Genomic DNA, 22,272 nt, shown 5'->3' with positions numbered 1-22,272 from the left:
GCGGGCGGTCAGCGCGATGGAGCCGTCGGACCGTACGGGCAGGGCCCCCGCGAGCGTGTCGCACAGCCGCCGGCGGGCGCCGGGGGCGAGGCAGGTGACGTAGCCGGGCGCGGGACCCTGCCCGCAGAGGAAGGGTTGTTCGGGGTGAGGGCGCTGACGGCCGCGTCGAAGGTCCCGTCGCGCACCGGCAGCGCCTGGGCGTCCGCCACCGCGAAGAGCGGGGCGCACGCCGCGGTGCCGGGGGCGTCGGCTTCCGCGGCGGCGGTGCGGGCCGCCGCCATGAAGGCGGCCGACCGGTCAAGGCCCGGGACCAGCCGTGGCCGGCCGTGCGCGGCCACCGCCGCGGCCAGGGCGCCCGTACCGCAGCCCGCGTCGAGCCACCGGACGCCGGCGGCGACGCCGAGCGAGGCCTCGAAGGCTACGGCGACGGGCCGGCTCCAGCGGCCGTGTAGCGCTCGTAGCCGTCCCCGGCCGCCCGGGTGTCGAAGCGCCGCTGCCGTCCGTCCGGGCCGGCGGCGCTCACACCGGGTGCCCGTCCGGCCCGGTGTGGTCGGACTGGCTGGAGAACTTGTTGAGGAAGACGTCGTACAGGCCGTCGGGCCGGCGGGTGAGGGTGGCCCCGTCCTGCCAGGTGCCGTTCTCGTCCCACCACTGGCTGCCGTACGGATCGCCCTGGTTCTGGTGGATGTTGTGCATGCCGAGCCCGTGGTCGAAGGGCTCTCCGAAGACCATGACCTCCCGTCCGGGCACCAGGATGGGCTCCAGGGCCCGGGCGGCGTCGAGGTTGGAGCCCGAGATCCAGGAGCGGGGCGGGTTGAGCCGGTTGATGAGGTCCTGGAGCCAGGCGGGCGGGCGTACGGGGAAGGCGCAGCCGGGGCGGTGCTGGAGGGCGGGATGGCGCAGGTAGTCGAGGGCGCCGGAGCCCGGGCTCATCGAGAGGTCGTGGTAGCCGGGATCCAGGGAGGGCACCGGGTCGAGGACGGAGGCGGCCAAGGTGAACACCTTCCACTGGACGCCGGTGGTGGACTGTTTGCTGTCCACGTCGACGGCGCACCGGTACCGGCCGGCGGGCGCGTCCACCTCCAGGTTGACGTGGAACCAGTGCCCCTGGGTGTCGGGCCGGTCTCGGAAGTGGCGGTGCAGCGTTCCCGACAGCACCCCGTAGGAGTCGAGCGGCATGACGGCCAGTCAACCACCGTCCCGGCGCCCGGCGCCGTGACGCGCGGGGCACCGTCGCCCCGGCCCCCGGGCGGCCCAGTCCTTCCCGGCCGGCCGGCCCCGGCGCTCAGTTCGCGCAGCTGGTGTCGCGGGCGGGGCGCTGGCCGGTGGTGAGGAACCGGGTGACGGTGCGGTCCCCGCAGGCGTTGCCGTTGCCGAGGTAGACGCCGTGGCCGCCCTGTTCGACGGTGACGAGTACGGCCCGGTCCCCGAGGGCCTCGCGCATCTTCAGGCTCTTGGAGTGGGGCGTGGAGGGGTCGCGGCGGCTCTGGATCATCAGGATGCCGGAGGGGCCGTGGTTGGTGATCTTGGTGGGCTTGTGCTCGGGGGCGTCCTTCCAGAAGGAGCACGGGAGCACGTTGACCGGCATGCCGGCCGTCAGCGGGTGCCGGGCCCGGTCCTCGTCGACGGCGCGCTGCCGGTCGGCCCGGGAACCGCCCGGCCAGGTCACGTCGTTGCACAGGACCGCGACGAGCTGGGCGGCGTCCTCGTCGCGCAGGGGGCGGGCGAGCTCGGGCGGGAGGGCGGGGGTGTGGGCCGGGTCGCGCAGGGCGGCGACGAGCCGGGCGAAGCCGGGGAAGGCGGAGTCGCTGTAGAGGGTGTTCTGGAGGGCCTGGCGCAAGCCGTTGCCGGTCAGGGGCACCCCGGGGGTGGTGGACGGGCGGGGTGCGCGGTCCAGGGAGGCGAAGAGCGAGAGCACGAGGGGCTCGACGTCCTCGGGGCGCTGCGCCAGCCGCAGGCCGTCCTTGTCGCGGTCGGGGTGGGCGGCCCAGGCGGCGAAGTCGGGGAAGCGGTCGTCGGAGCCCTGGGCCATGTTGGCCAGCCAGCCGCGGGCGACGCGCTTGGGGTCGGGGTCGCCGCTGCTGTCGAGGACCCAGCGGTCGGTGCGCCCGGGGTACGTCTGCGCGTACACGGCGCCCACGTAGGTGCCGTACGAGACTCCCCAGGCGGAGAGCTTGCGCTCGCCGAGTGCCGCGCGGAGGCGGTCCATGTCGCGGACCTGGTTGGCGGTGGTGAAGCTGCGCAGCACGGGTCCGCCGTTGCGGGCGCAGGCCTCGGCGGTGCGGCGGGAGCGGGCGAGGTTCTCGGTGACGTCCCCGTCGGGGGCGGGCCAGGAGCGCAGGGCGGTGAGGTAGCGGTCCTCGGGGGCGAGGCCGCAGCTCGCGGTGGTGGAGCCGCCGACGCCGCGGGGGTCGAAGGCGACGAGGTCGTAGGCGCCGCCGAGCTGCTGCTGGAGGGCGGGGCCCTTCTGCGTCAGACGCTGTACGCCGGAGCCTCCCGGGCCGCCGGGGATCACGACGAGGGTGCCGCGCCGGGCGTCGGGGCGGTCACTGCGGATCCGGGAGACGGCCACGCTGATCTGCGGGCCGCGCGGGTCGTCGTAGTCGAGCGGGACCGGGAGGTCGGCGCACTCCTGGGTGGCGGGCCCGCCCGGCTTGGCGCAGGGGCGCCAGTCGAGCCCGGGCACCTCGGTGCGGGGGCCGCCGGCGGCCTGCGCCGGGAGGGCGGAGGCGGTGAGGGCGGTCGCGGCGGCCGCGGCGGAGAGGGTCAGCAGGAGGGCCTTGCTCCGGGAAATCGTCATGCGGCAAGCCTCGTGCAGTGCGCCCGGGCGGCCCATCCGGCAGACCGGCCGCCCGGGGTGGGGCTATCCCCCTAAAGCAACGGTCCGTTGACCCGGTGCGCGGTGCAGCAGGAGTCGCGGTGCATCTGGCGCAGCACGGGCCGCCAGGCCCGGTCGGGGGTGACCGGACCGGGGAAGGCCGCTTCCAGCGCGTCGCGTTCGTAGGGGGTGCCGGCGCGGAGGACCGCGCGGACGCGGACCAGGTCGTCGAAGTCGGTGAAGGGGTCTCCGTCGATGAGGGTGAGGTCGGCGAGCCTGCCCGGTTCGGCCGTGCCGAGGTGCCCGTCGGCGCCGTAGACGCGGGCGGGGGTGCGGGTGGCGGTGGTGAGGGCCTCGGCGGGCGAGAAGCCGTACCGGTGCAGGGCGCGCAGGGCGAGGTGGAGGTGGAGGCCGACGGGGGTGAGCGGGGCGTCGGTGCCGAGTGCGACGCGGCCGCCGCCCGCGAGGACGCTCCGGTAGACGGCGATCTCCCGCTCCAGCGCGGTGTCCTGCTCGGGGGTCGGCGGGCGGGCGGCGGCGGCCCGGAGGGCGGCCACGTCCCAGGGCGGCATCATGGCCGTGACGCGCCGGTCCGCGGCGAGGGAGGGGTCCGCGCCGATGAGGGGCAGGGCGGTGAAGGGGGTGGCGACGAGGTCGAAGCCTCCGTGGGTGTAGACCTCCAGGGTGTCCTGGTGGGTGTGGCCGGCGGGGGTCGCGCCGTGGCCGTACTCGGCGCGTTCGGTGGCGATCAGGTGCGTGGTCAGGTCCTGGCCGGACTGGATGCCCGGGGCGCACAGGTGGGAGCCGCAGCGGACGCCGAGCCGTTCGCGGGCGAAGCGGGCGGCCTCTTCCATGAAGGCGTAGGGGGCGCGTACGTAGGTCTTGACGAAGTCCCAGTCCAGGGCCTCGGCGCGGGCCAGGGAGCGGGCGAGTCCGGCGTGCGTGCGGTGGGCGCGGCCCATGCTGTAGGCGACGCGGGAGCCGTCGAGGAGTTCGCCGCCGGCCAGCAGCCGGGGGGAGGCGAGGCGGCCGGAGCGGATGTCCTCGCGCAGGCGGGCCTGTTCGTAGGCGGAGCCGCCGAGGGAGACGGCGGTGGTGATGCCGTAGGCCAGGTGGAGGGCGCCCTGGCGGGCTCCGTAGGTGTAGGGGTACGGGTGGACGTGCGCGTCCCACAGTCCCGGCAGGACGGTGCCCCGGGAGGCGTCGACGGTGCGGGCGGCCCGGCGGCGCGGGCGGTGCGGTTCGACGGCGGTGATGCGGCCGCCGCTGATGAGCAGGTCGACGTCGGCGCGGGGCGGGGATCCGGTGGCGTCCCACAGCAGTCCGGCGTGGACGACGGTGTCGACGGGCTCGGGGCGGCGGTAGGAGAGGGCGACGGGGACGGTGCGGGGCGCCCCCTCGGGGGTGCCGTCGGGGCGGAGTCCGAGCAGCCGCAGGCGGGCGCAGGACTGGTAGAGCAGGGTGCGGGAGTCGGCGGACCAGGACGGGTGGTCGGCGGGTTCGTCGGTGAGGCGGCGGGCGGGTCCGGCGGGGGTGCCGTCGGGGGTGACGGGGAGCAGCCACAGGGCCGATTCGGCGACGCAGGCCAGGAAGCGGCCGTCGGGCGACCAGACGGGGCCGGCGGCGTAGCGGTCGGAGAGGGAGGTGTGCGGGGCGAGGGCGTGGAGGCGGGCGGAGCCGGTGGCGGTGTCGACGATCCGGATCAGGTTGTAGCCCTCGCGGAAGCGGCGGCTGAGCCGGTTGCGGTCACAGAGGGCGACGTGGCGTCCGTCGGGGGACCAGCTGGGCGGGCTGGGCAGGCCTCCGCCGCCGAGCGGGGCCACGAGCGGGGTGTCGGTGCCGGAGGCGAGGTCGCGGACGATCAGCCGGCCGGCGAGGTCCAGGGCGGCGAGCCGGGTGCCGTCCGGGGAGAGGGAGCCGTAGACCCGGCCGGGCGGGGAGAGGACGCTGTCCCGGCCGTCGGCGAGTTCCCTGCGGCGTACGGTGTTCAGCCCGTCGCGGTCGTCGGTGTAGAGCAGGGCCCGGCCGTCCGGGGTCCACACCGGGCCCTGGACGTAGGCGGTGGCGGGGGCCTGGAGGATCCGGCGCGGGGGTCCCCCGGCGACGGGGGCGGTCCAGAGGGCGCCGAGCGCGGCGAAGGCGACGCTGCGGGCGTCGGGCGAGAGGGCGGGCAGGTGGATGCCGCGTACGGGGTGGGGGCGTTCGGCTTCCAGGTCGTAGTCCTTGACCCGGTAGCGGGGGCGGGGCACGTCGAGGGTGGCGTCGAGGGGGATCTCGTGGGCGGTGGCGTCGCGGTGGGGGCGGATCACCCGGAACCGGCCGTCGAGGGTGACCAGCAGGCGGTCGTCGCCGATCCAGCGCGGGGGCGCGGGGGCGAGGTCGCCGTCGAGGTCGACGGGGCGGCCGTCGGCGTAGAGGGTGAGGTGCTCGGCCCTGCGGGGTCCGGGGGCGGCGGACAGCCAGGCGGTGCGGCCGGCCGGGGAGAGGGCGGGGGCCAGCATGCTGCCCGCGGCGGCGGTGTGTTCGGTCCGTACGGGGCCGGTCCCGTCGGCGGCGACGGAGGCGAGGACGCGGGCGGTGAGGGTTTCGCCGGACGGGGTGGCACGCGGGAAGAGCACCCGGCCGCCGTCGGGCGAGAAGACCGGGTCGAGGTCCTCCCAGGCGCCGTCCTGGCCGGGTCCGTCCTGGCCGGGTGCTCCCGTGAGGCGGCGCAGGCCGCCGTCGGCGAGGGAGACGGTCCAGATGCGGTACGGGCTTCCGGCGACGGGGTCCCCGCCACGTTCGGAGCAGAAGGCGAGGGTGCGGCCGTCGGGGGACCAGGCGGGCGCGCGGTGGTCGAAGGGGCCGTCGGTGAGACGGCGCAGGCCGGTGCCGTCGGCGCGCATCACCCAGATGTGGAAGGTTCCGCCGCGGTAGGCGCTCATGGCGACGCGGCTCCCGTCCGGGGAGAACACCGGGCGGCCGGGTTCCAGGTCGGGCGGGGTGAGGCGGGTGGCGGGCCCGCCGTCCGGGGGCAGCGACCAGAGGACGTTCTGTACCTCGGCGATGACGCGCCGCCCGTCGGCGGTGGCGGTGGCCGCGCCGTTGGTGGCGCGGGTGAAGCGCAGCACCGCCCGGTCCCCGTCGGGGGGTCCCTGGGCCGGCGCGGCCGCCGCGCCGCTGGGGGCGCGGAGCCCGGCCAGTGCCGTCAGCGCCCCGGCCGAAGCCGCCCGCAGTACCGTCCTGCGCCCCATCCGCATCCCGGTCACCCGTCCCGTGTGTGGTTCCTGCCCGGCCGTCCGTCAGGCGGCCAAACGATCAGGACCCCGGCGGGGCAACGGGGACGGGTCCGCCCCGGCGGCCGCGAGTGGCCGCCGGGGCGGGGGGAGGGCCGGGGGGCGTCAGGAGATGCGCATGTTGGCCATCATGCCCATGGCGCCGTGGTCGAACAGGTGGCAGTGGTAGACGTAGGTGCCGCGGTAGCCGTCGAAGGTGGCCTGGAGCTTCACGGTCTCGCCCGGCTTGAGGGGCACGGTGTCCTTGAGGCCGGTCTCGGGGCCGGAGGTGACAGGCTTGCCGTTGCGTTCCAGCACGCGGAACTGCACGAGGTGCATGTGGAAGTTGTGCGGGGCGATCTTGTTGCTGTTCGTCACGGTCCAGATCTCGGTGGCACCGTAGGCGATGTCGGTGTCGATGCGGTCCATGTCGTACGTCTTGCCGTTGATGTACGCGCTGCCGCCGGGGGCCTCGTCCATCCGCATGTCGAACTCGCGCTGGACGGTGGCCGGGCCGAGCGGCGGCAGGGTGCGCAGCCGGTCCGGGACGACGCTGTGGTCGGCCGCGGTGCGGGTGACGCGGAACTGGAGCACCTTGCCGACCACGTCCGCGGACTCGAACGGGGCGATGTCCTTGTTGCGCAGCTCGATGACGGTGCCGACGGGATAGCGGGAGAAGTCGATGACGACGTCGGCGCGCTCGCCGGGGCTGATCGCGACCACGTTCGTGCGGTGCGGGGCGGGCAGCAGGCCGCCGTCGGTGCCGATCTGGACGAGCTCGGAGTCGTCGGCGAGGTGCAGGTCGAAGAAGCGCTGGTTGGAGGTGTTGGTGAGGCGGAAGCGGTACTTGCGGGCCGCGACCTCGAAGAACGGCCAGGACTTGCCGTTGGCGAGGACGACGTTGCGCTTCATGAAGTCGCCCATGGCGTAGACGAGTTCGCCGCTCTCGAGGAAGCGGGCGTCGCGCAGCGAGATCGGGACGTCGTACTGGCCGGAGGGCAGGCGCAGGCGGCGCTCGATGTCGTCGGTGAGGATGTAGGTGCCCGTCATCCCGCGGAAGACGTTCTCCGACTCCATGTGGTGGGCGTGGTCGTGGAACCACAGGTTCGCGTGCGGCTGGGTGTTGGGGTACGTGTACGTCTTCGTGCCGCCGCCGGCCGGGATCAGGTCCATCGGGGCGCCGTCGCTGTCCGGCGGGACGTGGGCGCCGTGGAGGTGGACCGAGGTGGGGACGGCGAGGGAGTTCGTCTGCTTGATGACGACGCGCCGGCCCGACTCGGCCTTGATGACGGGGCCGGGGAAGGAGCCGTTGAAGGTGCGCAGCGGGGTCTTGAGCCCGGGCACGATCTCCTTGGTGGCTTCCTTCAGGGTCATGCGGTAGTAGCTGGTGGTGCTCGTGGTCCGGTAGGGCTGCAGGACCGGGGGCACGGGCATCTTCTGCGTGAACTTGGTTATGGACGCGGCGTCGAGTTCGGCGGCGCCTGCGGCGTTGCGGGCCGGCTCTGCCGTGGCGGCGTTCACGGCGGGCAGCAGCATGCCGCCGGTGCCGACGATGCTGGTGGCGGCGACGCCTGCCCGGAGTGCGGTCCGTCGAGTGATCACTTTTCCCCCGTGGGTGTGGCCCGGCGCCTCGTGTGCCGGTCGGTCGGGTTGGCGCAAAGTGCGCGGTGGCTGGACGGGGAGAGCCTGTTCGATTGCGCTCGCGCGCCGCTGGTGCGGATGTGGAGGCCTGGCGAGATGGCCGGAAATGCCGTGCGTACGATGCCCACCGGTGTTCGACACGGATGAGGGGGACCAGGAACCGATGGACGGGCTGACGGAGCGCCAGGAGCCGGCGGAGCGCGGCAGGGCGACGGAGGGAGCCCGTGGGCTGCTGCTCGGGCTGGCGCTCGGGGAGTCTCTGGGCGCGGCGCGCGGCGGGCCGGTGCCCGCGGGGGTGCTGCGTGCGGGGGTCTGCACCCAGCTGGCCTGTTTCACCGTGGAGGGTTCGGTACGGGCCGCCGTGCGCGGCAGCCACAAGGGCATCTGCCATCCCCCGTCGGTGCTGTGGCACGCGTACGGACGCTGGGCGTACCTCCAGGGCATCGCGCGCGAGCACGTGCGCGGGCGCTGGGACCGGTCGGACGGTGCCCGGGAGTGGCCGGACGGCTGGCTCGCCGGGGTGCCGGCGCTGGCGGAGCGGCGCGGCAGCGCCCCGGCCACCGTCGAGGCCCTGTCGGGGGCCTGGCAGGGCACGCTGGAGGAGCCGGCGACCCGCAGCCGCGGCTGGCACGCGGTGGGCCGTACGCTGCCCCTGGCGCTGTGGGGCGACGCCCGGTCGCCGAAGTACGTCCGGCTGAGGAACCACCCGCTGCGCGAGGTGGCGGCGCTGACCCACGGGGATCCGGGGGCGCAGTGGGCGGCGGTGTGCGCGACCGCGCTGGCCGCGCACTGCCTGGTCGCGGAGTCGTTGCGCGGGGCCGCCGGGGACGCGCTCGCGGCGCTCGGCGGGGTGGAGGACCTACCGCGGGCGGAGCTGGGGCTGCTGGCCGGGGCGCTGGCCGGGGCGGCCGCCCATCCGGGGGATCCGGCCCGGCTGGCGCGGCTGGCGCCGGACCCGACGGCGTGGTCGGCGGTGCTCGGGGGGCTGTACGCGGCGGCTTCGTTCCCGGAGCGCGGGGAGGTGGAGCGGGCGCTGCGGTTCGCGGCGGGGGCGCCCGACGGGGAGGCGGTCGCCTGTGTGGCGGGGGCGCTGCTGGGCGCGGTCCACGGGGCCCGGGCGCTGCCGGTGGGGCTGGTGAGCCGGCACGAGCTGGCGTGGGTGCTGGACACCCTGGCGCGGGACCTGCTGTCGGAGCTGCGGGAGTCGCCGGGCGGCGGCGAGTACGAGAAGGGCTGGGACCCGTACTGGCTGCACCGTTACCCCGGCTGGTGACGGGCGTTGGACCGTCCGGGCGGTGCTTCGGGGGGTCTTGCGCGGCTGGAGCGATCACGCCCCCTCGGCGGGGGCACCGCCGGGGATATTGGATGAACGGCGCCGTGTACGCGCTCCCCCCGGCTTCTTGACGCTTCATCACAGTGGAGGCAATGCGTGATGCGCACACGGTCGGTCCTGGTGGCCGTCGCCCTGCTCGCGGCCCTGTCACAGACGGCGGACGGCGCGGTCGCCGCGGGCGGGCCCCTCTCCCCCGCCGGACGGGCGGCCTTCGACGGGCAGGCGGCTCACGACGTGGGCCTCTACTGGATCAGGGGCGGGGGGAACACCGGATGGGCGGCGGCCCAGGAGTTCACCACCGACGACGACCGGCTCTCGCGGGTCTCGCTCTTCCTCGGCAGTACGGCGGCGGCCGGGAGGCTGACCGTGCAGGTGCGTACCGCCCGGGGCGACGCCGGCTCGGCGGTCGCCTCGGCCACCGTCGACCTGGCCGCCCTGGGCGGGGCGGGCACGGGCTGGGTGGAGGTGCCGATGAGTGCGCCGCTGCGGCCCGGCGCCCGGTACCACCTGTTCGCCCAGGCCACCACCGCCGAGAACACGAAGGTCACCTGGTACGGCACGCGGGCGGCCCCGGCCGGTTTTCCGGCGGCCGCGCAGTACGACCAGGCCCGGGGGAAGTGGCAGCCGGGCACGGGCCGCCTGGCCTTCTACGTGAACCCGGCGGGCTCCGAGCGGTGCGGGGAGACCGAGGCCTGTTACGTACCGGCCTCGACGAAGCCCGCCCGGACGGCGGGCCTGCTCTTCAACGGGCGGGCGGTGGAGGCCGTGAGCCCGGCCTTCGCGGTGGGCGCCCGCTACGTGGAGGGCAGCAACGTGCTGGTGCTGCCGTCGGGCCGCTGGCGCTACCTGCCCGAGGGCGCTGAGAAGTCCCGGGTCGTCGAGGCCGGCGACGCGGGCGCGCTGGCCCAGATCGCCGAGTCCCGGCGCTGGCTGGCCCAGGGCCTGGTCCCGGGGGCGGCCGGGGCCCGCCGCGAGAGCGCCGGGCGGGCGCTGCTGTCGATGCGGGCGCTGCTGCGGCCCAACGGGGCCTTCGCCGCGGCCTGGCACCCCTTCTGGGACTTCTCCTGGCCGCGTGACGCCGCCTTCGCGGCGGCCGCCTTCGCGCACACCGGGCACGACGAGGAGGCGTACCGGATCCTGCGCCACAGCGCCGGGACGCAGCGGGCGGACGGCACCTGGGAGGCCCGTACCAAGCTCGACGGCTCGGGACCGCCGGACTCCCGGCCGTGGCAGCTCGACGCCAACGGCTGGATCCCCTGGGCGGCCTGGCAGTGGTACCGGACCACTCCGCGCGAGGGCCGGGAGGAACGGCTGCGCGGGCTGTACCCCGCGCTCGCGAAGGCCGCCGACTACGCGGCTGCCTCCCTCGACGGCGAGGGGCTGCCGCCGGCCTCCCCCGACTACTGGGAACTGCCCACGCAGACCGCCAACCTCGGCACCGCCGCACCGCTGCTGTCCGGCCTGCGGGCCGCCGCCGACCTGGCCTCCGGGCTCGGGCGGGAAGCGGACTCCGCCCGCTGGGCCTCCGCCGCGGGGCGGCTGGAGGCGGCCATCGCCAGGCGGTTCGGTCCGCTCGGCTACCCGCGCACCCTCGACGGGCAGTTCGGCCCCGACACCGCGGTGGCGTTCATGGCGCCGCCGTTCAACCGGGCCCCCGCCGATCTCCCCCGGGCGCTCGACGACACGTACCGGGCCCTGCGGAGGTCCAACGGCGGGATCGTGCCGGGTACCGACGACTCGGAGTGGGGGAACGTCACGTGGACGCCGAGCACCACGTTCTTCTCCCTGGCCTGGTCGGCGACGGGTGAGCGGGAGAAGGGCCGCGCCGTGCTGGACTGGGTGCTCGCCCAGCGCAACGTGCTGGGCGAACTGCCCGAGACGGTGGACGAGCAGGGCCGGCCGCGCGCGGTCATGCCGCTGGGCTGGACGGACGCGCTCGTCCTGCTGACGCTCGTACAGGAGGGGGCCACTCCGCTGCCGACGCCTCCCGCCCGCCGTACGTGACCCACAGGGCCTCGCGGCGGCACGCTCAAGACGGTCCGGCCCCGGACGCCGGCCCCACGGTGAGCCGTACCGGTGGGCGCGGCGGCCGGGGCGGCAGGCACAGCGGTCCGTGCCCCGGGGTGAGGGAGCCGAGCAGCCGGGGGCCCCGGGCGCCGGTGCAGCCGGGGGCGTTGCCGGGCAGGCCGTGCAGGGTGAGGAAGCCGAGGACGGCGAAGGCGTACGCCTCCTTGGCGGCGGCGGGCAGGCCCAGGGCCGCCGAGTCCAGCAGGGTGGTGCGCGGGGGCAGTTCCTCGCGGAGCATGGCCATGAGGACCGGGTTGCGGGTGCCGCCGCCGGAGGCGATGACCTCGGTGACGCGCAGCGGGCGCAGGGCGTCGGCGACGGTCCGGGCGGTGAGCCGGGCGAGGGTGGCGAGGAGGTCCTGCGGCGGGAGGGCGGGGCAGCCGTCGAGGGCGGTGCGCAGGTGGCCGTGGTGGAACAGTTCCTTGCCGGTGGTCTTGGGGGCGGGGCGCCGGTAGTACGGCTCGGCGAGCAGGCGCCGCAGGAGCGGCTCGTGGACCCGGCCGGCGGCGGCGAGGGCGCCGTCCTCGTCGTACCCGAGGCGCCCGCCGGTGACTTCGCGTACGGCGGCGTCCATCAGGGCGTTGCCGGGTCCGGTGTCGAAGGCCACCGGCGGGCCGGCCGCGGGCACGGCGGTGAGGTTGGCGATCCCGCCGATGTTCAGGGCGGCGGGCGTCCCGGGGCGTCCGCGCAGCAGCATCAGGTCGACGAGGCTGACGAGCGGGGCGCCCTGGCCGCCGGCCGCGATGTCGCGGGGGCGGAAGCCGGAGACGACGGGACGCCCGGTGGCCTCGGCGATCCAGGCGGGGCTGCCCAGCTGGAGGGTGCCGTGGACCTGCCCGGCGTCGGTCCAGTGGTAGACGGTCTGGCCGTGCGAGGCGATCAGCCCGGCGCGGCCGGCGCACAGTTCGCGGTCGGCGCGGACCGCGAGGGCGGCGAAGGCCTGCCCGATGCGGGTGTCGAGGAGGCACACGTCGGCCAGGGTGGTGGCCGCGGGCGGCAGGGAGGCGGCGAGGGCGTCGCGCAGGCCGTCCTCGTAGGGGGCGCTGACCAGTCCGAGCGGGACCAGACGCAGGGTCTCGCCGTCGTCCTCGAAGGCCAGCCGGGCCGCGGCCGCGTCGACGGCGTCGTACGAGGTGCCCGACATCAGCCCGATCACCCTCATGGCAGGGGCCTCCTGTGGCCGTCGCCTCGCAGGCCGGCCAGGGCGAGGGCGCTGAGGGCGCAGGTGCCGGCGGCGTAGTAGGCGGGGACGTCGTGGTCGCCGGTGGCGGCGGTCAGGGCGGTGATGACGAGCCCGGCGCAGCCGGAGAACACCGCACCGCTGAGGGCGTACGCCAGCCCGAGCCCGGTGCAGCGCACCCGGGCGGGGAACATCTCGGCGAGCATGGCGGGGCCGGGGCCGGCGAGCAGGCCGACGGTGGCGCCGGCGGCGAGGACGGCGGCGGCCTTGGCGGCGGCGGGGGCGGCGGGGTCCTGGAGGAGGTGGAGCAGCGGGAGCGCGAAGAGGGTGACGGCGAGGGCGCCGGCCAGCATGACGGGGCTGCGGCCGACGCGGTCGCTGAGGATGCCGGCGGGCAGGATGGCGGCGGCGAAGCCGAGGTTGGCGAGGGTGGTCGCGACCAGGGCCTGGTGGAAGGAGGCGCCGAGGGTGGCCTGGAGGTAGGAGGGCAGGACCACGAGGAAGGTGTAGCCGGCCGCCGACCAGCCCATGAGCCGGCCCACCGCGAGGGCGACGGCCCGGACGGTGCCGGTGCGGCCGGGGGCCCGGGCAACCGGCGGCGGGGACGGGGCCGGGGACAGGGACGGGGGCGGCGGGGCAGGGGGCGCGGGCGGGGGCGGGGGCTCCGCGGGCAGTCCGGAGCGCAGCCGGTATGCGGCGAGGCCGAGTGGCAGGGCCAGCAGGAAGGGGATCCGCCAGCCCCAGGCGTGCAGGGCCGCCGGGGTGAGGAGTCCGGCCAGGAGGGCGGCGACGGCCGCGCCGGCGAGCAGGCCGAGGGCGACGGTGAAGGACTGCCAGGCGCCGTGGCGGCCCCGCCGGCCCGGGGGCGCGGATTCCGTCATCAGGGCCACGGCTCCGCCGAACTCCCCGCCCGTGCAGAGCCCTTGCAGGACGCGGAGCAGGACCAGCAGCCAGGGGGCGGCGGCTCCGATGGCGTCGCGGGTCGGGAGGAGGCCGATCAGGGTGGTGGCCAGGGTCATCAGGGCGATGACGAGGCTCAGGGCGGGGCGGCGGCCGATGCGGTCGCCGAGGCGGCCGAAGAGGAGGGCTCCGGCGGGCCGGAAGAAGAAGGACACCGCGAAGGAGGCGTACGTGGCGACCAGCGGCCCGGCGCCGCCCTGGCCGGCCGCTCCGGCAGGGGTGAAGAACCGGTCGGCGATGACCGTGGCGAAGGCTCCGTAGACGCCGAACTCGTACCACTCGGTGAAGTTCCCGACGGAGCCCGCGAGCAGCACCCGGCGCGGGCCGGCGGCGGGCGGTGCGGGGCGGCGTACCGCGAGGGGGGCCATGCCTCAGGTCGTCGGGGTGAGGCGCGAGGGGCTGTCCGGCGGCGCGGGCGGCGCGGCGGCGCCGTTCAGGGCGCTGCCCGCGAGCCAGGTGCGCCAGTCCAGGTTCCAGTCGCCGATGCCGTTGCCGAAGGGGTCCATCTTCGCGCCGCCGCTGTTGACCACCTCGACGATGTCGCCCTCGCGGACGGTCCCGTAGAACCAGGCGGCGTCCTCGGTGGACATGCCGGTGCAGCCGTGGCTGACGTTCTCCTCGCCCTGCGCCTCGACCGACCAGGGCGCGGCGTGGACGTACTCTCCGCTCCAGGTGACCCGTGTCGCGTAGAAGACGGGGAGGTCGTAGAACTCCTTGGTGCCCTTCTTGATGCCGACGGTGTCCCCGCGCATGCGGACCTTGTACTCCTTGCCGAGGACGACCTTGATGCCGCTGCGGGTGCGGAAGCCGGCCTTGCCGGTGGTGACCGGGATGGTCCTGATGACGCGTCCGTTGCGGCGTACGGTCATCAGGTGGGCGGCGGAGTCGGTGACGGCCTCGATGCGGTCCCCGACGGTGAATTCGAGGGGTTCGGAGGGACCTCCGTAGCCGTGTTCGCCGAGTTCGACCCCGTCGAGGCCGCTGCGGACGCGGACGACAGTGTGGGCGGGCCAGTACGTGCGGGGCCGGAAGTGCAGGGTCGAGCCGTCGACCCAGTGCCAGGCTCCCTCGACGTGGGGCCGGGAGGTGACCTGGAGGGCCTGCTCGACGCGGGCGCGGGCGCCGGGGTCGTCGGCGGGGACCGGGTGGCTGAGCTCGGCGGTGACGATCTGGCCCGCGCCGTACGTGCCGGGGCGGGGGCCGAACTCGGCGGTCAGCCTGCCCCCGTCGTCGGGTGCGTCGGCCGGTGAGGTCCGGAAGACCAGGCCGACGCCGACGGGGGCGCCGCGGCCGTCCTGGGCGCGGACCCGCACGGTGTAGCCCTCCCCCGCGCGCAGGGGTTCGGTGTTGCGCCAGTGTCCGCCGTCCGGGCCCAGCTCGCCGGCGAGGTGGCGGCCGTGCCCGTCGGTCACGGTCACGTCGGTCAGACGGCCCGCCTCCGGCCGGGCGAGGGTGATCTCCAGGGGGGAGCCCGGGTCGGTGGGGAGCTCGCCGGCCTCGCCGAGGGCCGGGTCCCGCAGGACGGCGCCGCCCCGGGCGGTGGCGAGCACCCGCTGTTCCCGCCAGGTGCCGCAGCGGCCGCCCCGGAAGGCTCCGGCGGCGCACCACCCGGCGGCGTCCGCGCGCGGGCCGCCGTCCAGGGCGTGGCCGACCAGCAGGGTGACCGCCGCCTCCGGGGCGGGGCCGGGGGCCGCCGCCGCTTCGGCCGTACGGCCCGGTGCGTGGGCGAGGGCCAGCGCGGCCCCCGTCACCGCGGCGACCGCACTCCACGCCTTCGTCCCTGACTTCGCCACGCAGCCCTCCCAGTTGTCCCGGTTGCCCCGGTTGCCCCACGGCCGGATGACAGCATCAAAGAGGACGGAAAGCCGAAACGATGATCATAAACTCGGTGCTGCGCCCGAACGGGCGCCCCAAATGAACCCGGACGGAGCACAGCGCCCGCCCTGGGGACAGCGGCGGAGCGGAGCGATCCGGTCCCGTAGGCTCGGCGGATGGCGAAGTACTTCGACGTGCACCCCGAGAACCCCCAGCGGCGCACCCTCAGCAGCGTGGCCGACAGCATCCGCTCCGGCGCGCTCATCGCGTATCCCACGGATTCCTGTTTCGCGCTGGGATGCCAGCTGGGCAACCGTGACGGCATCGCGCGGATCCGGTCGATCCGCAACCTGGACGACAAGCACCACTTCACCCTCGTGTGCCAGAACTTCGCCCAGCTGGGGCAGTTCGTGCACGTGGACAACGACGTGTTCCGGGCCGTCAAGGCGGCGACCCCGGGCCCCTACACCTTCATCCTCAAGGCCACCTCGGAGGTGCCGCGCCAGCTGCTGCACCCGAAGAAGAAGACGGTCGGGGTCCGGATCCCCGACCACCTCGTCACCCAGGCCCTCCTCGCCGAGCTGGGCGAGCCGCTGCTCTCCAGCACCCTGCTGCTGCCGGACGAGGAGGAGCCGATGACGCAGGGCTGGGAGATCAAGGAGCGGCTCGACCACGTGGTGGACGCGGTGGTCGACTCCGGCGACTGCGGCACCCGGCCGACCACGGTCGTCGACTTCTCCGGCGGCGGGGTGGAGATTTTGCGCCGCGGAGCGGGCGACACCACGCGCTTCGAGTAGCACGCCGGCCCGCGCGCCCCGGCCGGCTCCCGGCCGGGGCGCTTTTTCCTGGGCGGCGGGTTCCGGTTCGGGTTCCGGAATTCATCGTTCCAGCCGTCGTGCACGATTGGAATCCGCCAGTCCGGTCACTTCATCCGGCCATCCGGCGCCCCTCCGCGAAAGCTGCCTCCATCGATACTCGACCGCGCTTCCATCAGAACTCGTTTATGTCTGAACAGAATTGACGAACCGGCGGTAACTCCACGGATTGCCGGCGTGACGGAGAGGAGAAAAACGCCTGGACTGCCGGAATCGACCCGGATCTCGGTTCGACTTCCACAAGATCCGTTCTGTAGGGTTCCAGATATTCACCGCCCAACGGGGAGCGGCGAGCAGCCGCGGGCACTGGTCCGGACTCCTTCGGGAGTACGCGTCCGTCATCGCGGCTCGCGGGAACGACGCCCCCGTCATCACGCTCATCTGCGACACACGTGACCCGACACGGGGGACCAATGCGGTTCCAGCTTTTGGGGCCCTTGAGTATTGCGCACGGCCCCGAGACAGTAGTTCTCAAACCTTCCAAACCGACCAGTCTTCTCGCCGCTCTCCTGCTCCATCCCGGAGCCGTCGTTTCCACCGGCTATCTGCTGCGCGCCGTATGGGACGAGGAGCCTCCCGCCACGGCCCGGGCCGCACTCCAGACCTGTGTGCTGCGCCTGCGCAGGTTATTCGCGAAATACGGCATATCCGCGACCACCATCGAGGCCGTGCCGGGCGGTTACCGCATGCGCAACGACACCGAAACACTCGACCTCGTGCTGTTCCGGTTGCTGACCGCGCAGGCGCGGGCCGCCGCCGGGACCCCCGAGGAGCTGTACCGGCTGCGGGAGGCGCTCTCGCTCTGGCAGGGGCAGCCCCTGTCCAACGTGGCCTCGGGCATGCTCCACCGGGACGCGGTGCCCGCGCTCGAACAGGAGCGGCTCCGGGTGCTGGAGCGGGTGTGCGACCTCGAACTGGCCGCCGGGAACTGCCACCAGGTGCTCGTCGACCTGTACGAGGGCGCCCGCCGCCAGCCCGTCCGCGAGCGCTTCACCGAGCAGCTCATCGAGGCGCTCTACCGCACCGGCAGGCAGGCGGAAGCCCTCGCCGAGTACCGCACCGTGCGCGAGCGGCTGCGCGAGGAACTCGGCGTCGACCCGGGCCCGGGCCTGCGGCGCCTGGAACTGGCGATCCTGCGGGCCGAGGAGCTGGGCCCGGCCGGCCGCCCCGAGGAGCTCGGACCGGCGCCGCCGCGCCCCGCGCCGGCCGTGCGCGACCGTGCCCCCGAGCACCCCGGGCCACCGCCGGTGCCCGGTTTCGCCGGGCGCGGGGCGGATCTGCGGGCCCTGGAGCTGCGCCTCACCGACGCCGACGGGCCCCGGCTGCTGGTCGTCTCCGGAGCCCCCGGGATCGGCAAGTCGGCGCTCGCGCAGCAGAGCGCGTACGAGGTCCGGCGGGCCTTCCCCGGCGGAATGTCGGGCATCGACCTGGCCCGGCCCGACGGGAGCCCGCTGGACGTCGAGGAGGCGCGCAAGCTGCTGCCGGAGCCGGGCGGCAACGGCCGGCGGCTGCTGGTCCTCGACAACGCGGCCGGGGCCGGGCAGGTGCTGCCGCTGCTGCCGGAGACCGGCGGCGCCACGGTACTGGTGACGAGCCGGCGCGCCCTCGCCGCCGCCGTCGCCCGGCACGGCGGCTTCGTGCACCGGCTCGACGTCCTCGCGCCGGCCGAGGCCCACGAACTGCTCACCGGTCTCGTCGGGGCCGGGCGGATCGCCACCGAGGAGCGGGCGGCACGCGAACTGGCCGACGTGTGCGGCTACTTCCCGCTCGCGCTGCGCATCGCCGCCGGACGGCTGCTGACCCGGCCGGGGCTGTCCGTCGCCGACTGCGCGGCCTGGCTGGCGGAGGACCCGCCGGGCCGGCTGGCCCTCGCCGAGGACCCCCGGCTGTCGGTGCCGGAGGTCCTCGGGCAGGCCGTCGGCGCGCTCCCGCCCGATCTGCGGGAGGCCTTCCTGCGGATCGGCTCGCTCGAGCCGCACTCCGGTCCGGCCACAGCCGCGGGCGAGAGCGTGCTGGAACAGCTCGTGGAGGCCGGGATGCTCGAGGACGGGCCGCCCGGCGAGCCCTACCGGATCCACGCCTTCCTCCGCGTCTACGCGCGGTGGCTGGCCCGGGGCCGTGACGGCGCCGCGGCCCTCCTGCCCGGCTGAGGCGGCTCCGCCGCCTCCCCGACATTTCCCACCTCACGTCTTCGTCCCCATCAGACCGCAATCAGAGGTGTTCCATGTCCCTGGACAGCTACCAGCACGTTGCCGCGACACGCCCCAGGATCCGCCGGGACGTGCTCTTCACCGAAACGCCCGACGGCGTGCTCTTCCACAATTCCGACGGGGGGTTCCGCCTCACCGCCCGCACCGCGTACCGGTTCGCCACGCTGATCGTCCCGCACCTGACCGGCGAGCACACCGTCGAAGAGCTCTGCCGGGGGCTGGGCGACGCGCAGCGCGCGATGGTCGGCGAACTCGTCAAGACGCTGTACGAACGGGACTTCGCCCGTTCCGTCGCCGAGTCCGCGCCGCCGGAGCCGGCCGCCGCGCCGTCGGCGGACGTGGCCCGCAGGTTCGCGTCGCAGATCGCCTACGCCGACCACTACGCCGATGACGCCGAAACCCGCTTCCTGCGCTTCCGCAGAACCCGGGTCGCCGTCCTGGGCGAGGACGCCGTGGCCCGCTGGTGCGCGCTGAGCCTGGTGCGCAACGGCTGCGCCACCGTCGGCCTGCCGCCGGGGGCGGACGCGGACGAGGTACGGGCCGAGGCGGCCGAGGCCGTCGCCGACGGCTGCCCGGTGGAGGTCCGTACGTTGCCCGGACAGCCCCTCGGCTGGGAGGCGCTGGACGGGTACGACTTCGTGGTGGTGACCGGCGGGGCGGCGGCTCCGGCCCGGCTGCTGCCGCTGCTGCGCGCCGGGATACCCGAGGGACGCACCCTGCTGCCCGCCTGGTCGTACGGGAACGACGCCGTCGTCGGCCCGCTCATGGCCCACGGCACCGCCGGCTGCTGGTCCTGCGCGGCCCTGCGGCTGGGCTCGGCCCGCGGCGGGGCCCCAGCGGCCGCGCTGTGGAGCGCGCTGGCACTGCCGGAGGCACCGCTCGCGCAGGGCCCGGTGCCGGGGCGGCCGCTGGCCGCGATGATCGGCAACCTGCTCGGGTACGAGGTGTTCCGCGCGACCTCCGGTTCGCTGCCGGCCGAGACCGCCGGGCGGCTCCTCGTCCAGGACACGGCCTCGCTGGACGTCACCGCCGAGCCGCTCTTCCCGCACCCCCGCTGCCCGTTCTGCACGCCGGGGGAGCCGGAGGCGGCCCCCCTGGACCTCGCCGCCGCCGGCGCCTCGGGCATGCCCGCGCTGCCGACGCTGGAGACCGCCCGGGACGCGGACGAGCTGGTCGAGGAGCTGAACCGGCGCTCCGCCGTGGTGCGTCCGTACGCGGGGGTGTTCACCCGGTACGCGGACGAGGAGCTGACGCAGATCCCGCTGAAGGCCGGGGTGGTCGAGCTGGGCCTCGGGCACGGCGAGGCACGCACCGTGGCCGCGTTCGACGTGCACCACGTCGCGGGGGCGCGGATGCGCGCCCTGGACGCGGCGGCGCTGGTGTACGCGGAGCACGTGGTGCCGGCCCGGGACGTGGTCGGCGGCGGGGAGCCGGGCGCGGTGGCCGCGGCGGGGCTGGCGACGGCCTCCGGGATACCGGGCGAGCCGTCCGCGTACCAGTGTGCGGTGTCCCTGCTGACGAAGGAGCCCGTACTGGTCCCGGCGGGCGCGGTACGGCCGTTCGGCCCGCACAACGCCGAGCGGCTCTTCGAGCGCACCCGCGCCGGGGCCGGGGCCGGCCCCTCCCCCGCCGACGCCGCCGCGGCCGGGCTGCTGTCGGCGCTCGGGCACGCCGCGCTGCTGCGCGCGGTGCGGGGGGCGGCGGCGGACCGGGTGCCGCTGCCGGACCGGGACGGCGAGGACGCGGAACTGGTCTTCCTGCTGCGGTCGGCGGACCGGCTGGAGCTGGAACCGGAGCTGCTGGACCTCGGGGAGGGCCGGCGGTCCGGGGTGGAGGTGCTGCTGGCGCGCGCCGGGGAGCGCTGGGCGCTGGGCGAGGGCCTGGACCGGCGTACGGCGGCGGTGGCGGCGCTGCGCGAGCTGCTCGGCGCGGCGCAGTACGGGGCGGTGGACGGCGCCGACGCGGGCCGTGATCCCCTGCTGCGCGATCTGGACCCGCGCGCGCTGGCGGTGTGCGGTGCGGCGTCCGCGCCCGTGGCGGCCGGGCCCGGGGCGTCCTGGGAGCAGGTGCTCGAACGCCTCGCCGTGGCCGGGCTCGACGCGTACGCGGTGCCGACCGGGTCGCCGGAGCTGGCCGGGGTGGGCATCCACACCGTGCGGGTGCTGCTCGCCTCGGCGGCGGTCCGGGAGTCCGGCGATGACGCGTAGCGGCTCCGCCGCGGTGGCGGACGGGCTCGGGGCCGAGGCCGCCGGGCGGTTCACGGCGCTGCTGGAGCGGGCGGTGGCCGCGTTGGGCGGGCCGCCGCCGGCCGTGACGGCGCTGGGGCTGCGGGACGCGTTCGCCGCCCCGGACCGGGAGGTTCCGGCGGGTGCGGTCCCGGTGGCGCTCTACGGCCACCAGGCGGTGGTCGGCCCCTTCCCGGCGGACGGGCCGGGGTGCGCGCGGTGCCTGGAGCGGCGCTGGCAGGCGGTGCGGTCGGTCGCGCTGCGGGACGCCCTGGAGCTGGGCGGCGAGACCCGGGCGGTGGGCGGCTGGCCGTACGCGCACCCCTTCGCGGCGGACGCGCTGGCCGCGCTGGTGGTCTCGGCGGGCTCCGGCACCGCCGGTCCGGCGCGCGGGGTGTTCCCCGGGGTGTGGGTGCTGGACCTGCGGAGCGGGGCCGTGCGGGGGTACCCGCTGGTGCCCGATCCCGAGTGCCCGGTGTGCGGGACGCCCGAGGCGGACGCGGCCCGGGCGCTGGATCCCGAGCCGGCGCCCAAGTACCGGCCGGGGGCGTTCCGTACGCGGCCCGTGGAGTCGTACGCCCTCGACGTGGCGGCGTTCGCGAACCCGCTGTGCGGGGCGCTGGGGCCCTCGCTGGTCCAGGACATCTCCTCGACCTCCACCTCCGCGACCATCGGCTGCTTCTCGATGCGCTCCGGCGAGTACCTGCGCGAGACGTTCTGGGGCGGCCACACGGACTCCTTCGACCGCAGCGCGCGCGTCGGGGTGCTCGAGGGGCTGGAGCGGTACGCGGGCATGCGCTCGCGCTCCCGTACGACCAGCGTCACCGGCTCGCTGAACGGGTTCGGGGCCGAGGCCGTCGATCCGCGCCGGGTCGGCCTCTACAGCGAGGCCTTCTACCGGGACAACCCCCGTGTGCGGCCCTTCGATCCGGACCGGGAGATCCCCTGGGTGTGGGGGTGGTCGCTGCGGGACCGGCAGCCGAGGCTGGTGCCGGAGGTGCTGACGTACTACCACGCGCCGGGTCTGGAGAACCGGTTCGTGCAGGAGAGCTCCAACGGCTGCGCGTCGGGCGGCAGTCTGGCCGAGGCCGCCTACTTCGGGCTGATGGAGGTGGTCGAGCGGGACGCCTTCCTGCTCACCTGGTACGGGCGGCAGCCGCTGCCGGAGATCGATCCGGCGACCAGCGGGCGCGCCTCGACGCGGGCGATGGTCGACCGGCTCGCCCTGTACGGGTACCGGGCGCGGTTCTTCGACACGCGGATCAGCTTCCCGATCCCGGTGGTGACGGCGGTCGCCGAGCGGTTCGACGGCGGCCTGGGGCGGATGTGCTTCGGGGCGGGGGCCGGGCTGGACCCGGAGTCGGCGCTGGACTCGGCGCTGTGCGAGATCGCGACGGACGCGGTGAACCTGCCCGGGCGCACCGAGCGGGACGAGGAGCGGCTGCGCGCGATGGCGGCCGACTTCGGCCTGGTGACCGCGCTGCACGACCACCCGCTGGTGTACGGGGTGCCGGAGATGGGCCGCCACGCCGACTTCCTGCTGCGCGGGCCTTCGCGGGGTCCGCTGCGGCCGGTGTCCTCGCTGCTCGGGCCCGAGGGGGTGTCGGACGACGTGTCCGAGGACCTGGCGCGGTGCGTGGAGGCCGTCGCCGCCCGGGGGTTCGACGTGGTGGTGGTCGACCAGACCCTGCCGGAGCAGCGGGCGCTGGGTCTGCACACCGTGAGCGTGCTGGTGCCGGGGCTGCTGCCGATCGACTTCGGCTGGTCGCGGCAGCGGGCGCTGGGCATGCCGCGCATGCGTACGGCCCTGCGCGAGGCGGGGCTGCGCGAGCGCGACCTGGAGCCGGCCGACCTCAACCCGGCCCCGCACCCCTTCCCCTGACCCGGCCGCCGG

14 protein-coding genes are annotated in these 22,272 nt (G+C 75.7%); 6 read left to right on the top strand and 8 right to left on the bottom strand.

Annotated features, from left to right (window positions below; translation table 11 throughout):
- Positions 1-8: 8 nt before the first annotated feature.
- The 5 genes from ACFY7H_RS21820 to ACFY7H_RS21800 form a co-directional block, all read right to left on the bottom strand.
- Positions 9-338 carry a methyltransferase domain-containing protein gene (locus ACFY7H_RS21820; RefSeq protein ID WP_388940303.1) on the bottom strand — a complete coding sequence of 110 codons (330 nt, stop codon included), beginning with the start codon at positions 336-338 and terminating at the stop codon, positions 9-11.
- 181 nt (positions 339-519) lie between these two features.
- Positions 520-1,179 (bottom strand): DUF2278 family protein, encoded by a 660-nt coding sequence (locus ACFY7H_RS21815; protein ID WP_388940301.1) that lies wholly within the window; start codon positions 1,177-1,179, stop codon positions 520-522.
- 106 nt (positions 1,180-1,285) lie between these two features.
- A complete protein-coding gene (locus ACFY7H_RS21810) occupies positions 1,286-2,800 on the bottom strand; it encodes an alpha/beta hydrolase (protein ID WP_388940299.1) in 1,515 nt (504 codons plus the stop codon).
- A gap of 71 nt (positions 2,801-2,871) precedes the next feature.
- Positions 2,872-6,051: an amidohydrolase family protein gene (locus ACFY7H_RS21805; RefSeq protein ID WP_388940297.1), complete on the bottom strand. Its 3,180-nt coding sequence runs from the start codon at positions 6,049-6,051 to the stop codon at positions 2,872-2,874.
- A gap of 147 nt (positions 6,052-6,198) precedes the next feature.
- The gene (locus ACFY7H_RS21800) at positions 6,199-7,674 is read right to left on the bottom strand and encodes a multicopper oxidase family protein (protein ID WP_388940295.1); all 1,476 of its coding nucleotides are present in this window, start codon (positions 7,672-7,674) and stop codon (positions 6,199-6,201) included.
- Between the two features lie 169 nt (positions 7,675-7,843).
- On the opposite strand from ACFY7H_RS21800, the gene ACFY7H_RS21795 reads away from it, so the two are divergent.
- On the top strand, positions 7,844-8,986 hold the full coding sequence (locus ACFY7H_RS21795) for an ADP-ribosylglycohydrolase family protein (protein ID WP_388940293.1): 1,143 nt from the start codon (positions 7,844-7,846) through the stop codon (positions 8,984-8,986).
- A 159-nt stretch (positions 8,987-9,145) separates the two neighbouring features.
- Positions 9,146-11,050 (top strand): choice-of-anchor R domain-containing protein, encoded by a 1,905-nt coding sequence (locus ACFY7H_RS21790; RefSeq protein ID WP_388940382.1) that lies wholly within the window; start codon positions 9,146-9,148, stop codon positions 11,048-11,050.
- A 25-nt stretch (positions 11,051-11,075) separates the two neighbouring features.
- On the opposite strand, the gene ACFY7H_RS21785 is transcribed toward ACFY7H_RS21790, so the two are convergent.
- Genes ACFY7H_RS21785 through ACFY7H_RS21775 form a run of 3 tightly spaced genes read right to left on the bottom strand, consistent with a single transcriptional unit; the run spans position 11,076 to position 15,046 of the window.
- Positions 11,076-12,275, bottom strand: a complete 1,200-nt coding sequence (locus tag ACFY7H_RS21785) for an anhydro-N-acetylmuramic acid kinase (RefSeq protein WP_388940291.1) — start codon at positions 12,273-12,275, stop codon at positions 11,076-11,078.
- Positions 12,272-13,621 carry an MFS transporter gene (locus ACFY7H_RS21780; protein WP_388940289.1) on the bottom strand — a complete coding sequence of 450 codons (1,350 nt, stop codon included), beginning with the start codon at positions 13,619-13,621 and terminating at the stop codon, positions 12,272-12,274. The genes ACFY7H_RS21785 and ACFY7H_RS21780 overlap by 4 nt, the downstream gene beginning before the upstream one ends.
- Before the next feature lie 3 nt (positions 13,622-13,624).
- Entirely contained in the window at positions 13,625-15,046 is a 1,422-nt protein-coding gene (locus ACFY7H_RS21775) for an Ig-like domain-containing protein (protein ID WP_388940288.1), read from the bottom strand.
- A 198-nt stretch (positions 15,047-15,244) separates the two neighbouring features.
- Between ACFY7H_RS21775 and ACFY7H_RS21770 the strand changes: the two genes are divergently transcribed.
- From ACFY7H_RS21770 to ACFY7H_RS21755, 4 genes are all read left to right on the top strand, one after another.
- Complete coding sequence (locus ACFY7H_RS21770; protein ID WP_388940286.1) at positions 15,245-15,865, top strand: L-threonylcarbamoyladenylate synthase; 621 nt, start codon at positions 15,245-15,247, stop codon at positions 15,863-15,865.
- A gap of 515 nt (positions 15,866-16,380) precedes the next feature.
- Positions 16,381-18,093, top strand: coding sequence for a BTAD domain-containing putative transcriptional regulator (locus tag ACFY7H_RS21765; RefSeq protein WP_388940284.1), 1,713 nt, complete (start codon positions 16,381-16,383; stop codon positions 18,091-18,093).
- Between the two features lie 74 nt (positions 18,094-18,167).
- Complete coding sequence (locus ACFY7H_RS21760) at positions 18,168-20,360, top strand: TOMM precursor leader peptide-binding protein (RefSeq protein ID WP_388940283.1); 2,193 nt, start codon at positions 18,168-18,170, stop codon at positions 20,358-20,360.
- On the top strand, positions 20,350-22,260 hold the full coding sequence (locus tag ACFY7H_RS21755) for a TOMM precursor leader peptide-binding protein (protein ID WP_388940281.1): 1,911 nt from the start codon (positions 20,350-20,352) through the stop codon (positions 22,258-22,260). The genes ACFY7H_RS21760 and ACFY7H_RS21755 overlap by 11 nt, the downstream gene beginning before the upstream one ends.
- The last annotated feature ends 12 nt before the right edge of the window (positions 22,261-22,272 follow it).

Source organism: Streptomyces sp. NPDC012794 (assembly GCF_042901085.1).
Lineage (GTDB): Bacteria > Actinomycetota > Actinomycetes > Streptomycetales > Streptomycetaceae > Streptomyces.
This window is presented reverse-complemented; position numbering and strand designations above follow the sequence as displayed.